Consider the following 11,227-nt stretch of genomic DNA (forward strand, 5'->3'; position numbering starts at 1 on the left):
CGGGCGGTCCAGGGGGAGGAGTCGGGGTGGACCGGGGAAGCCCCTTCGCGGATAATGGTCATGGTCGATCGAAGGGGACCGGGCATGCTACCGCAACATGTTGAAAAGATTGACGGTATCTGGGCGGGTGCGTTTCCGGCGCTGGCCGCGCTGGAGCCCGACGCGCGGGCCGTCCTGCGCGCGCAGGGGACGCGGATGGCGGTGCCGCGCGGCACGGTGCTGTTCCGCACCGGCGGTCTCTGCCACAATTTTCTCATGCTGCTGGACGGAACGGTGCGGGTCCAGATGACCGCCGAGACCGGGCGGGAGATCGTTCTCTACCGCGTCGGGGCGGGCGAGACCTGCATCCTGACCACCGCCTGCCTGATGACGCGCGCCGACTACAGCGCCGAAGGGGTGGCCGAAACCGACCTGGACGCCATCGCGCTCGGGGCCGGCGCCTTCCACGAGCTGCTGGCGCGGTCCGCCGTGTTCCGCGATTTCGTCTTCGCCTCCTTCGGCACGCGGCTGCTCGGCATGATGATGCTGGTGGAGGAGGTCGCCTTCGGGCGCATCGACCTGCGGCTGGCCCGCTTCCTGGTCGACCACCGCGACGCGCGCGGCGGGCTGGACACCACCCACCAGGCGCTGGCGGTCGAGCTGGGCACGGCGCGCGAGGTGGTCAGCCGCCAGTTGAAGGAGTTCGAACGACGTGGCCTCGTGGAGCTGTCGCGCGGCCGCGTCGCGGTGCGCGATCCCGACGCTCTGCTGGCGCTGGAGCGAACGGAAGGCGTGTGACGGAGTCACAGACCGGCGGGCGGAAAGGGGCTTGGATGGGGGCATCAACCGCCCACACCACTCCATAAGGTGCACCCATGCCCGTCAACGTCGGCACCATCGACCGCGCGCTGCGCGCCATCGTCGGCCTCGTCCTGATCGCCCTCGTCTTCGTCGGTCCGCAGACCCCCTGGGGCTGGATCGGCCTCGTCCCGCTGCTGACCGCGGTGGTCGGCTTCTGCCCGGCCTACACCCTGTTCGGCGTGCGGAGCTGCTCCATCAAGGAGTGAGCGATGGGGCAGAGCGCCACCCCCCGCCGCCCCCTTTCGGCGGGTGGCCGGCGCTCCGGGTTTCGGTTATAGAAAGGCGATGTCCACAGCGCCGCGCCTCAGCATCGATGTCCGCAGCTACGGGGCGGCGCAGAGCGCCCACCGGCACGATTTCGCTCAGCTCGTTCTGCCGTTGAGCGGCGCCCTGGAGATCGACATCGCCGGACAGGGCGGCCGTCTCGGGCCGTGCCGGGCGGCGTTCGTCGAGGCCGGCTCCCCGCACAGCCAGGAAAGCGACGGGCCGAACCGCTCGCTCATCCTGGATCTCGATCCGGTTATCCTGGAACCGGCGGTCGGCGACCGGCTGATCCGCCATCCCTTCGTCGCGCTGACCCCGGCGGCCGGCAAGCTGATCGACTACATGGGCCTGATGCTGGACGGCCGTGGCATGTCGGCGGACACCCTCCGCCTCTGGGTGCCCCTGCTGCTCGACGCGCTCGCCGAGGAACCCGCAAGGCCCCGGTCGCGTCTTGGAACCCTGCTGGCCGCGGTCGAGCCCGACCTCGCCCGGCCGTGGACTGCCGAGACGATGGCCGAGCGGGCCTGCGTCAGCGTCAGCCGGCTCCACGCCCTGTTCCGCGCCGAGCTGGACACCACCCCGCGCGCGTGGCTGGCGGAGGTCCGTCTGAAGCGGGCCTGCGACTGGCTCGCGCGGTCGGACCTGCCGATCGCGGAGATCGCCTACCGCGCCGGCTACGCCGACCAGAGCGCCTTCACCCGCGCGATGCGGCGGGCCAGCGGCCTGACCCCGGCGGCCTACCGGCGCCAAAGCCGCGAGACCCGGCCCAAAAGTCGGTAGCCCGGGACAAGACCAGCGCCGCCCTCCCTGGCATCCTCGCCCCGGAAACCAGAGAGGATTGGAGCAGGGATGGGCACGACGTGGTTGGGGGTCGCCTGCGGCATCGTCGCGGGGGCCATGTGGGGGCTGGTCTTCCTCGCCCCGGAGCTGGCCTCGGCCTTCACGCCGCTCCAGCTCGCCGCCGGGCGCTACCTCGCCTACGGCCTGTTCGCCGTGCTGCTCGTGGCGCCGCGCTGGCGCACCCTGCGCGCCGGGCTCGGCCGGCGGGAATGGTGGGCGCTGGCCTGGCTGAGCCTGCTCGGCAACATCCTCTATTACGCGCTGCTGGCCACCGCCGTTCAGGTGGGCGGGATGGCGATGACCTCGCTGGTGATCGGCTTCCTGCCGGTCGCGGTCACCGTCATCGGCAGCCGGGATCATGGGGCGGTTCCGGTCCGGAAGCTCGTCCCGTCGCTGCTGCTCGGCGCGACTGGCATCCTGTGCATCGGCTGGCAATCGTTGAGTGGGTCGCTGGGCGGTGTGTCGGGCGATGGCCGGGGGATCCCGGTGGCCGAATTGACCGGCCTGCTCTGCGCGGTCGGCGCGCTCGTCTCCTGGACGGTCTACGCCGTGGGCAACAGCCGCTGGCTCGCCCGGCTCGGCCATGTGTCGGCGCATGACTGGAGCCTGCTCACCGGGGTGGTGACCGGCGCCCAGGCGCTGCTGCTCGCGGTTCCCGCCTTCCTGTTCACCCCGAGCGGCCACGCCGCCGCGGACTGGCTGCGCTTCGCCGCCGTGGTGACCGGCCTGGCCATCCTCGCCTCCATCGTCGGCAACGCCTTGTGGAACCGGATGAGCCGGCTGCTGCCGCTGACCCTGGTCGGTCAGATGATCCTGTTCGAGACCCTGTTCGCTCTGCTCTACGGCTTCCTGTGGGAGCAGCGGCTGCCGACGGGGATGGAGCTTGCCGCCCTGGTCTGCGTGACCGGCAGCGTTCTGTCCTGCGTCGCGGCCCACCGCCCGAAGCCGCCGGAGACCGCGCGGCAGCCGGCCCCGGCGTGAGGTGAGCCCGAAACGACGACGCCCCCTCACCGACGTGGAGAGGGGGCGTTGTTGTTTTGGAAAGAGCGGGATCAGCCGCGCGGGGCGTGCTTGTTCAGGATGCGCTGCAGGGTGCGGCGGTGCATCTTCAGCCGGCGGGCGGTTTCGGAGACGTTGCGGTCGCACTGCTCGAACACGCGCTGGATGTGCTCCCACCGCACGCGGTCGGCGGACATCGGGTTCTCCGGCGGCGAGGGCAGCGGGCGGCCGTCGGCCAGCAGGGCGGATTCCACGGCGTCGGCGTCCGCCGGCTTCGGTAGGTAATCCACCGCGCCGGCCTTCACCGCGGCGACCGCCGTGGCGATGTTGCCGTAGCCGGTCAGCATGACGATGCGGGCGTCGGGGCGGGCGTCGCGCAGGGTCTTGACCACGTCCAGGCCGCTGCCGTCGGCCAGCCGCAGGTCGACCACCGCGAAGGCCGGCGCCGATTCCTGGGCGACGTCGATGCCGAGCTGCACGCTGTCCACGGCGACCACGTTGAAACCGCGCTTTTCCATGGCGCGCGCGAGGCGGGTTCGGAAAGGCGCGTCGTCGTCGACGATGAGGAGGCTGCGGGTAACGTCACCCGTGAACGTTAGCTTGGCGGTTTCGCCCGTTGGACTCTCGTCCGTGGTCATCGCGCTATCCACCACTAGTCCTCTGGTTCTAAGACACCACGGTCCCAACGTACGACAACTCGCGCGCCGCCGCTACGGTTATTGCTAAAGGCTACAAGGGCACCCGTTTTCTCTAGCAGCGTTTGTGCAATAAAGATTCCCAGCCCCATATGGCCCGACCGCTCGCTTCTGGCCGACAGGTAGGGCTCGCCGATGCGGCTCAGCAGATGGGCGGGATAACCCGGCCCGTCGTCCATCACCACCACCGTGGCCGACCGGGCGTCCCAGGAGGCGGCGACCGTCACCCGCCCGTCGGCGAACTGGTGGGCGTTCTGGATGAAGTTGCCCAGGCCGTGGATGATCTCCGGGCTGCGGCGGACGATCGGTTCCTCTTCCACGGAACCGTCGCTGCGCTCCACCGTGAACTGGATGTGGCCCAGCCGGTGCGGCGCGCCCGCCGCCTCCACCAGCGCGGTCAGGGGCAGACGCTCGAACGGGTCGCCGCCGTCGGCTTCCGGCTTGCGGGCCAGCTCCGCCAGGATCTCGCGGCAGCGCATCACCTGGCTTTGCAGAAGCGCCACGTCCTCGGTGAAGGGGCTGTCCGGCGGCATGTCGTGCAGCAGCTCCTTCGCCACCACCGCGATGGTGCCGAGCGGCGAGCCCAGCTCGTGCGCGGCGGCGGCGGCCAGCGCGCCCAGGGAGGACAGCCGCTGCTCGCGCGCCAGCGCCACCTGCGAGGCCGACAGGGCGTTGGCGAAGCGCCGCGCCTCCTCCGCCACGCGGAAGACGTAGCCGCTGATGAAGCCGGCCGACACCGACAGCGACAGCCAGATGCCGAAGGCGTAGAGCGGGGCGACCGAGGGCATCGGCTCCGGCCAGGGCAGCGGGAAGTGCCACATCGCCAGCACGGTCAGGCAGACGAGGTTGAGCCCGGTCAGCAGGACCACGCTGTAGCGCGACAGGATCGCCGCGGCCACGGTCATCGGGGCGAGCAGCAGGATGGCGAAGGGGTTGGCAAGGCCGCCGGTGAGATAGAGCAGCAGCGTGAGCTGCAGCATGTCATAGCCGAGATAGAGCGCCGCGTCCCGGTCGGCCAGCCGCAGCCGCCCGCCGCGCTGCGCCATCGCCACGAGGTTCAGCAGGACCGAGGCCCCGATGGCCGCCAGCACCGGCCCCAACGGCAGCGGGAAGCCCATGACGAGCTGCACCGCCGCCACGGTGGCGAGCTGCCCGATCACCGCGATCCAGCGGATCAGGATCAGGGTGCGCAGCGTGACGCGCCCGTCCAGGTTGGTCCACTGCGCCGGACCCGGACGGCCGGCGTGCGCCATGGCGTGGCGGAGGGACGAGGCGGCGGTGGCGGAACCGGTCACGGTCATGGGCGGGCTTTCCGGCAGGGCCGCTCTTCCCGCGGCGTCACATCGAATGGCTCGGATGCTGTTTTGCCACTCTGGCGTTTGCGCGCCAAGCGGCCATATTCTCCGCCTATGGATCAATGCGCAAAACAGCACGCCATCCGGGCCGAGAATCTGACCAAACGCTACGGCACCGCCCGGTCCGGCGAGGTCACCGCCGTGGACGGCGTCTCCTTCACCGTCGCGGCGGGGTCGGTCACCGGGCTTCTCGGCGGCAACGGGGCCGGCAAGACGACGACCATCTCCATGCTGCTCGGGCTTCTGCTGCCGACCTCCGGCACGGTGGAGGTGCTGGGGGTGGACATGGTGCGCCACCGTCACGCGGCGCTGCCCCGCATGAACTTCTCCTCGCCCTATGTCGAGCTGCCGCACCGGCTGACCGTGCGGGAGAACCTGACCGTCTACGGCCATCTCTACGGCCTGAAAGGGGTGAAGCGGCGGGTGGAGGAGCTGGCCGAGCATCTGGAGCTGACCCGCTTCCTGGAGCGTCCTTCCGGCGGGCTGTCGGCCGGCCAGAAGACGCGGGTGGCGCTGGCCAAGGCGCTGCTCAACCGGCCGGAGCTTCTGCTGCTGGACGAGCCGACCGCCTCGCTCGACCCCGACACGGCGGACTGGATCCGCACCTATCTGGAGCGTTACCGCCTGGAGTCGGGGGCCACTATCCTGCTCGCCTCCCACAACATGCTGGAGGTGGAGCGGATGTGCGACGACGTGCTGATGATGCGCCAGGGGCGGATCGTCGACCGTGGGTCGCCGTCGGGGCTGCTGGCCCGCTATGGCCGGACCTCGCTGGAGGAGGTGTTCCTCGACATCGCCCGCGACCGCGCCGGCGCGGAGAACGCCAACCGGGAGGCTGCCGATGCCGCCGAGTGACGCCGCCGTTCCGGTCTACGCCAACCCCGCCTTCTCGCCGCGCCGGGTCGGGGCGATGGTGCTGCGCTACTGGTATCTGCTGCGCGGCTCCTGGCCGCGCTTCCTGGAACTGGCCTACTGGCCGACCATGCAGATGATCCTGTGGGGCTACATCAACCAGTTCATGGCCTCCTCCAGCGCCTGGGTGGCGCAGGGGGCGGGGGTGCTGGTCAGCGCGGTGCTGCTATGGGACGTGCTGTTCCGCGGCCAGCTCGGCGTGTCGGTGTCCTTCCTGGAGGAGATGTGGTCGCGCAATCTCGGCCACCTCTTCGTCAGCCCGCTGCGCCCCGTGGAATGGGTGACGGCGCTGTTCGGGATGAGCCTGATCCGCACGGTGATCGGCGTCGTTCCCGCGGCGCTGCTGGCGATTCCGCTGTTCGGCTATTCGCTGTTCGACCTCGGGCTGCCGCTGGCCGGCTTCTTCGCCAACCTGATCGTCTTCGGCTGGTCGCTGGGGCTGGTCATCGTGGCGCTGATCCTGCGCTACGGCATGGGGGCGGAAGGGTTGGCCTGGATCGTCGTCTTCATGCTCGCCCCGGTCAGCGCCGTCTACTATCCGGTCAGCGTCCTGCCGGGCTGGCTGCAATGGATCGCCCTGTCGCTGCCCTCCGCCCACATCTTCGAGGGAATGCGCGCCGTGCTGTTCGACGGCACGATGCGGTGGGACCATCTGGCCTGGGCGGTGGCCTTGAACGCGCTGTTCATGGGGCTGTGCAGCGCCGCCTTCCTCTACTCCTTCCATCAGGCGCGAGTGCGCGGGGCTCTGCTGCAGACCGGGGAATGACAAAAAGCGCCGGGCCTCGCCAGCACCGGCCCGCCGTGGTAGCGTCCCGGCCACTTCGGACCGACAGCCAGAGCGCCGCCATGACTCCCGTTTCCCCCGCCGCCCCGGTCACCCTCGCCGAGATCGCCGCCGCCCTGGGCGCCGCGCTGGAGGGCGACGGCACCCTGCCCATCGCCCGCGCCGTCCACCCGTCGGAGGCCGAGGGGCCGGAGGATCTGGCGCTCGCCATGGAAAAGGGCCTGACGGAACTGCTGGCCAACGGCCGGGCCGTCGCCGCCGTGATCGCGGAAGGCGCGGAGGCGCCGGCCAACCTGAAGGGCTGGATCGTCGTGAAGCGCCCGCGTTTCGCCATGGCCGGGCTGACCACCGTCTTCGAGAAGCCGGTCCACGCCGAGCCGGGGGTCCATCCCGCCGCCTTCGTGGCGCCGGAGGCCATCCTGGGCGCGGGCGTGTCGGTCGGTCCCTTCGCCTATGTCGGGCCGAAGGCGGTGCTGGGCGAGGGCGTGATCGTCATGCCGCACGCCACGGTGGGGGCGGAGGCGGTGATCGGCAAGGACTGCCTGCTGCATCCCGGCGCCCGCATCGGCGAGCGGGTGGTGATGGGCGAGCGCTGCATCATCCACCCCAACGCCGCGGTCGGCAACGACGGCTTCAGCTTCGTGACGCCGGAGCCGGGCAGCGTCGAATCGGCCAAGGCGACGGGCAAGGTGGTCGGCACCAATGTGCTGATCCACCGCGTGAACTCCATCGGCACGGTGATCCTGGGCGACGACGTGGAGGTCGGGGCGAACGCGACCATCGACCGCGGCACCATCACGGCGACCCGCATCGGCTCGGGCACCAAGATCGACAACCTCGTGCAGATCGGCCACAACGTGCAGATCGGCACCAACTGCATGCTGTGCGGCCATGTCGGCATCGCCGGCAGCACGACCATCGGCGACCGCGTGGTGCTGGCCGGCAAGGTCGGCGTGGCGGATCACGTGAAGATCGGCAACGACGCGGTGGTGGCGGCGAATTCCGGCGTGGGGACGGACATCCCGGCCAAGGCCGTCTACATGGGCTATCCGGCGGTGCCGCGCGACCGCGCCTTCGACCAGTACAAGGGGCTGGCCCGGCTGAAGCGGATGCACGCGGACGTGACCGACCTGAAGAAGCGGGTCGGCGCGCTGGATGGCGGGGGGAAGTCCGAATAAGGGAGCACTTGCCCCCTCCCTGACCCTCCCCCGCTGTCGCAGGGGAGGGGACTAAGCTCCCTCTCCTGCGACAGCGGGGGAGGGAAGGGGCCCGCGGCGAAGCCGTGGGAAGGGTGGGGGCGATTGTTCCCCTACTGGAACGCGATCTTCGCGTGATCGCCCGGTTTCGGCGGCTCGCCGGTGATCTTCGCCTTCACATAGCCGTAGGCGTAGACCATCGCGCTCGACGGGCTGTCCCAATATTCCGCCTGATCGACGCTGACCTTCAGCAGCGCCAGATCGGGGTCGTCCACCCCCTGCGGGAACCAGGTGGACAGGATGTCCCGCCACAGGAAGCGGATCTTGTCGCGGTCGCGCACCGTCTCCGCCACGCCGGACACCGACACGTAATCCTGCTTGTCGGGGTCGGCGTAGGACAGGTTGACGCGCCAGTGCGTCTTCAGTTCATGGACCTTCGGCGAGTCGGCCCGCGTAAAGAACCACAAGGTTCCATCGTCGAATCCCGCGTGCGGCAGGGTCGCCATCGGGCGGGAATGCAAAATGCCGTTCTCGTCCAGCGTCGTCATCATGCAGATGCGAACGCCCTTGATCATGCCCCAGAGCTTCTCGGCGGCCTCGCGATCGTCAGCACTTCTTGCCATGGTCTGACCCTCTATTGGTAGCCCAACGGAGTCCGGTCAACGCCGGCTGCCCGGAAAGGTTCCAAGCGCGTTCAGGGCCGTGACCGACCAGGAGCCGTCCCCCTCGTGGGCGTAATGGTCGATCCGCGACAGCGAGAGCGGCGCCACCGCCAGCCGCAGCGCCGCCTGAGGAGTCAGGTCCAGGGCGAGCGCCAGCGCCGCGCGGATCGACCCGCCATGGATCACCGCCACGACGTCGCGCCCGGCGTAGAGGTCGGTCAGCCGGGTGACGGCGCCGCCCACCCGCTCCATCACCGCCGCGAAGCTCTCGCCGTCGGGCGGGGCTTCCGTCGCCGGGTCGCTCCAGAAGCGTCGGGCCTCCTCGGGATGCAACGCCGCCACCGCGTCGTGGGACAGCCCTTCCCAGCGGCCGAAATCCTGTTCGGCCAGCGCCCGCTCGACCAGCGCCATGTCGCTGCCGGGCAGGCGCAGCGCCGCGGCCGTCTGGCGGGTGCGGCGCAGGTGCGAGGTCACCCAGACCGCCTGCGCGGGCAGCCGCGCCGCCAGCGCCGCCAGCGCGTCGGAATCGCCGGTGTCGGCGGCCGGGTCGCTCCGCCCGTAGATCAGTTTGCCCGGATTCGGGACGGGAGCGTGGCGGATGAGCCACCAGCGAGTGTTCTTCATGCAACAGTCGCGGCCAGGGTGAGCAGAACGGCGGCCTCCGCCACCTGCTGCGCGGCGCCGAACACGTCGCCGGTGTGGCCGCCGATCTGCCGCCGCGCCTGCCACGCCACCGCCAGGACGGCCAGAATCGCCACTAGAATCGCAGCGGGGGCCAGCCCCTTCAGCGCCGCCCCGGCCACGGCCAGCGCCAGGACAATCGACAGAGCCACCGTGCCGGGCGACGGGCGCCCCTGCCGGGCGGCGAGGCCGTCGGCGCGGGCCGGGTCCATGAAGCGGGCGACCGCCGCCATGCCGCCGCGCGACAGGGCGCCCGAGGCGAGCAGGGCGGGAATGACGAGGCGCGGTTCGGCCAGCGCCGCCAGCGCCGAGGCGCGGACGGTGACCGAGAAGACGATGGCGAGCACGCCGTAGCTGCCGACCCGGCTGTCCCGCATGATCTCCAGCTTGCGGGCCTTGTCGCGCCCGCCGCCGAAGCCGTCGGCGACGTCGGCCGCCCCGTCCTCGTGCAGGGCGCCGGTCAGCCAGACCATCGCGCCCAGCGCCAGCAGCGCCGCCGGCAGCGGCGGCAGATGGGCCATTGCGGCCAGCCCATAGACGGCGCCGCCGAACAGCCCAACCCCGGCGCCGACCAGGGGGAACCAGCCCATGGCGCGGGCGTGGGCGTCCTCGGCCAGCGGGCCGGACAGGCGCAGCGGCAGCCGCGTCAGGAAGACGACGGCCAGCGCCAGATCGGAGGTCCAGCGCGAGAGGGACGGGGCGGGGGAATCTGCGGACATGGCGCTTCGGAGTACGGCAACCCCAGGCCCGCCGCAACGGATAACAGACAGGACGAGAGGCGCTTTGACAGAGGATCGGGAATGGTCCAAGGTCGCGCCGCTTTTTCCGCTGTTTACCGTTCACCGCATCCTCTGCCGTCAGCGCCAGGACCTTTCGCCATGAGCAACACGCAGCCCGCCATCACCTTCGAGGAAATCCGCGCGCTGGTGCGCAACCTGCCGGGGCCGGACCTCGACGCCGGCACGGCGGCCCTCCAGCGCGAACGGCAGCTCACCAAGCCGGCGGGTGCGCTCGGCCGGCTGGAGGAGATCGCCCAGTGGATGGCGACGTGGCAAGGCCAGCACCCGGCGGAGGTGCGCCGCCCGCGCGTCGCCGTCTTCGCCGGCAACCACGGCGTCGCCGCCCGCGGCGTCTCGGCCTACCCGGCGGCGGTGACCGCCCAGATGGTCCAGAACTTCCAGAACGGCGGCGCCGCCGTGAACCAGCTCTGCGAGGTGGCCGACGCCGACCTGCGCGTCTACGAGCTGGACCTGGACACTCCCACCGCCGACTTCACCGAAGGCCCGGCGATGGGTGAGGAGGACTGCTGCCAGGCGATGGCCTACGGCATGATGGCTGTGGAGACGGGCGTCCAGCTTCTGGCGCTCGGCGAGATGGGCATCGGCAACTCCACCGCGGCGGCGGCGCTCTGCCACGCGCTGTTCGGCGGGGAGGCCAAGGACTGGACGGGCCGCGGCACCGGGGTGGACGACGAGGGGCTGGCCCGCAAGGTCGCCGCCGTCGAGGCCGGTCTGGCCGCCAACCCGCAAGCCAAGGACGACCCGTTCGAGGCGCTGCGCTGCTTCGGCGGCTATGAGCTGGCGGCCATCGCCGGCGCCATACTGGCCGCCCGCATGGCGCGGGTGCCGGTGCTGCTCGACGGCTACGCCTGCACGGCGGCGGCGGCGGTGCTGTTCAAGGCCGACCGCCGGGCGCTCGACCATTGCATGGTCGCCCACCGCTCGGTCGAGCCGGGCCACGACCATCTGCTGGCGGCCATCGGCAAGGAGCCGCTGCTCGATCTGGGGATGCGTCTGGGCGAGGGCTCGGGCGCGGCGCTGGCGATCACCATCGTGAAGTCGGCCTGCGCCTGCCACGCCGGCATGGCGACCTTCGCCGACGCGGGCGTCAGCACCCGCGGGGTGTGAGGAAGGGGGGCTTTTGCCCCCACCCTAACCCTCCCCCGCTGGGCGGGGGAGGGGACCATTCTCCCTCCCCTGCGAAGCGGGGGAGGGCCGGG

General features: G+C 71.0%; 13 protein-coding genes. 8 read left to right on the forward strand and 5 right to left on the reverse strand.

From position 1 onward, the window contains the following. The first annotated feature begins 84 nt into the window (after positions 1–84). From DXK32_RS20095 to DXK32_RS20110, 4 genes are all read left to right on the forward strand, one after another. Positions 85–777, forward strand: a complete 693-nt coding sequence (locus DXK32_RS20095; protein ID WP_114860127.1) for a Crp/Fnr family transcriptional regulator — start codon at positions 85–87, stop codon at positions 775–777. A 77-nt stretch (positions 778–854) separates the two neighbouring features. Then, positions 855–1,046, forward strand: a complete 192-nt coding sequence (locus DXK32_RS20100; RefSeq protein ID WP_114860128.1) for a YgaP family membrane protein — start codon at positions 855–857, stop codon at positions 1,044–1,046. A gap of 79 nt (positions 1,047–1,125) precedes the next feature. Beyond that, the gene (locus DXK32_RS20105; RefSeq protein ID WP_114860129.1) at positions 1,126–1,884 is read left to right on the forward strand and encodes a helix-turn-helix transcriptional regulator; all 759 of its coding nucleotides are present in this window, start codon (positions 1,126–1,128) and stop codon (positions 1,882–1,884) included. 69 nt (positions 1,885–1,953) lie between these two features. After that, positions 1,954–2,925, forward strand: a complete 972-nt coding sequence (locus DXK32_RS20110; RefSeq protein WP_114860130.1) for a DMT family transporter — start codon at positions 1,954–1,956, stop codon at positions 2,923–2,925. A 71-nt stretch (positions 2,926–2,996) separates the two neighbouring features. Here DXK32_RS20110 and DXK32_RS20115 read toward each other — a convergent pair whose 3' ends face one another. Together DXK32_RS20115 and DXK32_RS20120 are read right to left on the reverse strand one after the other, a co-directional pair. After that, entirely contained in the window at positions 2,997–3,581 is a 585-nt protein-coding gene (locus DXK32_RS20115; protein WP_014239303.1) for an ActR/PrrA/RegA family redox response regulator transcription factor, read from the reverse strand. Between the two features lie 14 nt (positions 3,582–3,595). After that, positions 3,596–4,939: an ActS/PrrB/RegB family redox-sensitive histidine kinase gene (locus DXK32_RS20120; protein WP_114860131.1), complete on the reverse strand. Its 1,344-nt coding sequence runs from the start codon at positions 4,937–4,939 to the stop codon at positions 3,596–3,598. 108 nt (positions 4,940–5,047) lie between these two features. On the opposite strand from DXK32_RS20120, the gene DXK32_RS20125 reads away from it, so the two are divergent. The 3 genes from DXK32_RS20125 (at position 5,048) to lpxD (ending at position 7,867) form a co-directional block, all read left to right on the forward strand. After that, positions 5,048–5,848 carry an ABC transporter ATP-binding protein gene (locus DXK32_RS20125; RefSeq protein ID WP_114860132.1) on the forward strand — a complete coding sequence of 267 codons (801 nt, stop codon included), beginning with the start codon at positions 5,048–5,050 and terminating at the stop codon, positions 5,846–5,848. After that, entirely contained in the window at positions 5,835–6,671 is an 837-nt protein-coding gene (locus tag DXK32_RS20130; protein WP_114860133.1) for an ABC transporter permease, read from the forward strand. The genes DXK32_RS20125 and DXK32_RS20130 overlap by 14 nt, the downstream gene beginning before the upstream one ends. Positions 6,672–6,751: 80 nt before the next feature. After that, on the forward strand, positions 6,752–7,867 hold the full coding sequence (gene lpxD / locus DXK32_RS20135) for a UDP-3-O-(3-hydroxymyristoyl)glucosamine N-acyltransferase (protein ID WP_114860134.1): 1,116 nt from the start codon (positions 6,752–6,754) through the stop codon (positions 7,865–7,867). A 131-nt stretch (positions 7,868–7,998) separates the two neighbouring features. On the opposite strand, the gene DXK32_RS20140 is transcribed toward lpxD, so the two are convergent. The 3 genes from DXK32_RS20140 to cobS are packed head-to-tail and all read right to left on the reverse strand — an operon-like array spanning position 7,999 to position 9,947. Beyond that, positions 7,999–8,508 (reverse strand): pyridoxamine 5'-phosphate oxidase family protein, encoded by a 510-nt coding sequence (locus tag DXK32_RS20140; RefSeq protein WP_014239309.1) that lies wholly within the window; start codon positions 8,506–8,508, stop codon positions 7,999–8,001. Positions 8,509–8,544: 36 nt separating this feature from the next. Continuing rightward, positions 8,545–9,171 carry a histidine phosphatase family protein gene (locus DXK32_RS20145; RefSeq protein ID WP_114860135.1) on the reverse strand — a complete coding sequence of 209 codons (627 nt, stop codon included), beginning with the start codon at positions 9,169–9,171 and terminating at the stop codon, positions 8,545–8,547. After that, entirely contained in the window at positions 9,168–9,947 is a 780-nt protein-coding gene (cobS, locus tag DXK32_RS20150; protein ID WP_114860136.1) for an adenosylcobinamide-GDP ribazoletransferase, read from the reverse strand. Before cobS ends, DXK32_RS20145 begins: the two co-directional genes overlap by 4 nt. Before the next feature lie 159 nt (positions 9,948–10,106). Between cobS and cobT the strand changes: the two genes are divergently transcribed. Beyond that, positions 10,107–11,135 carry a nicotinate-nucleotide--dimethylbenzimidazole phosphoribosyltransferase gene (cobT, locus tag DXK32_RS20155; protein ID WP_114860137.1) on the forward strand — a complete coding sequence of 343 codons (1,029 nt, stop codon included), beginning with the start codon at positions 10,107–10,109 and terminating at the stop codon, positions 11,133–11,135. The last annotated feature ends 92 nt before the right edge of the window (positions 11,136–11,227 follow it).

Source organism: Azospirillum brasilense, assembly GCF_003349955.1.
Classification (GTDB): Bacteria; Pseudomonadota; Alphaproteobacteria; order Azospirillales; family Azospirillaceae; genus Azospirillum; species Azospirillum brasilense_B.

Excerpts from the sequence above, each read along its gene's own strand:
- lpxD (WP_114860134.1), top strand. The coding sequence starts at position 6,752 with ATGACTCCCGTTTCCCCCGCCGCCCCGGTCACCCTCGCCGAGATCGCC.
- cobT (WP_114860137.1), top strand. The coding sequence starts at position 10,107 with ATGAGCAACACGCAGCCCGCCATCACCTTCGAGGAAATCCGCGCGCTG.
- DXK32_RS20145 (WP_114860135.1), bottom strand. The coding sequence starts at position 9,171 with ATGAAGAACACTCGCTGGTGGCTCATCCGCCACGCTCCCGTCCCGAAT.
- DXK32_RS20100 (WP_114860128.1), top strand. The coding sequence starts at position 855 with ATGCCCGTCAACGTCGGCACCATCGACCGCGCGCTGCGCGCCATCGTC.
- DXK32_RS20105 (WP_114860129.1), top strand. The coding sequence starts at position 1,126 with ATGTCCACAGCGCCGCGCCTCAGCATCGATGTCCGCAGCTACGGGGCG.
- cobS (WP_114860136.1), bottom strand. The coding sequence starts at position 9,947 with ATGTCCGCAGATTCCCCCGCCCCGTCCCTCTCGCGCTGGACCTCCGAT.
- DXK32_RS20125 (WP_114860132.1), top strand. The coding sequence starts at position 5,048 with ATGGATCAATGCGCAAAACAGCACGCCATCCGGGCCGAGAATCTGACC.
- DXK32_RS20110 (WP_114860130.1), top strand. The coding sequence starts at position 1,954 with ATGGGCACGACGTGGTTGGGGGTCGCCTGCGGCATCGTCGCGGGGGCC.
- DXK32_RS20130 (WP_114860133.1), top strand. The coding sequence starts at position 5,835 with ATGCCGCCGAGTGACGCCGCCGTTCCGGTCTACGCCAACCCCGCCTTC.
- DXK32_RS20095 (WP_114860127.1), top strand. The coding sequence starts at position 85 with ATGCTACCGCAACATGTTGAAAAGATTGACGGTATCTGGGCGGGTGCG.
- DXK32_RS20140 (WP_014239309.1), bottom strand. The coding sequence starts at position 8,508 with ATGGCAAGAAGTGCTGACGATCGCGAGGCCGCCGAGAAGCTCTGGGGC.
- DXK32_RS20115 (WP_014239303.1), bottom strand. The coding sequence starts at position 3,581 with ATGACCACGGACGAGAGTCCAACGGGCGAAACCGCCAAGCTAACGTTC.
- DXK32_RS20120 (WP_114860131.1), bottom strand. The coding sequence starts at position 4,939 with ATGACCGTGACCGGTTCCGCCACCGCCGCCTCGTCCCTCCGCCACGCC.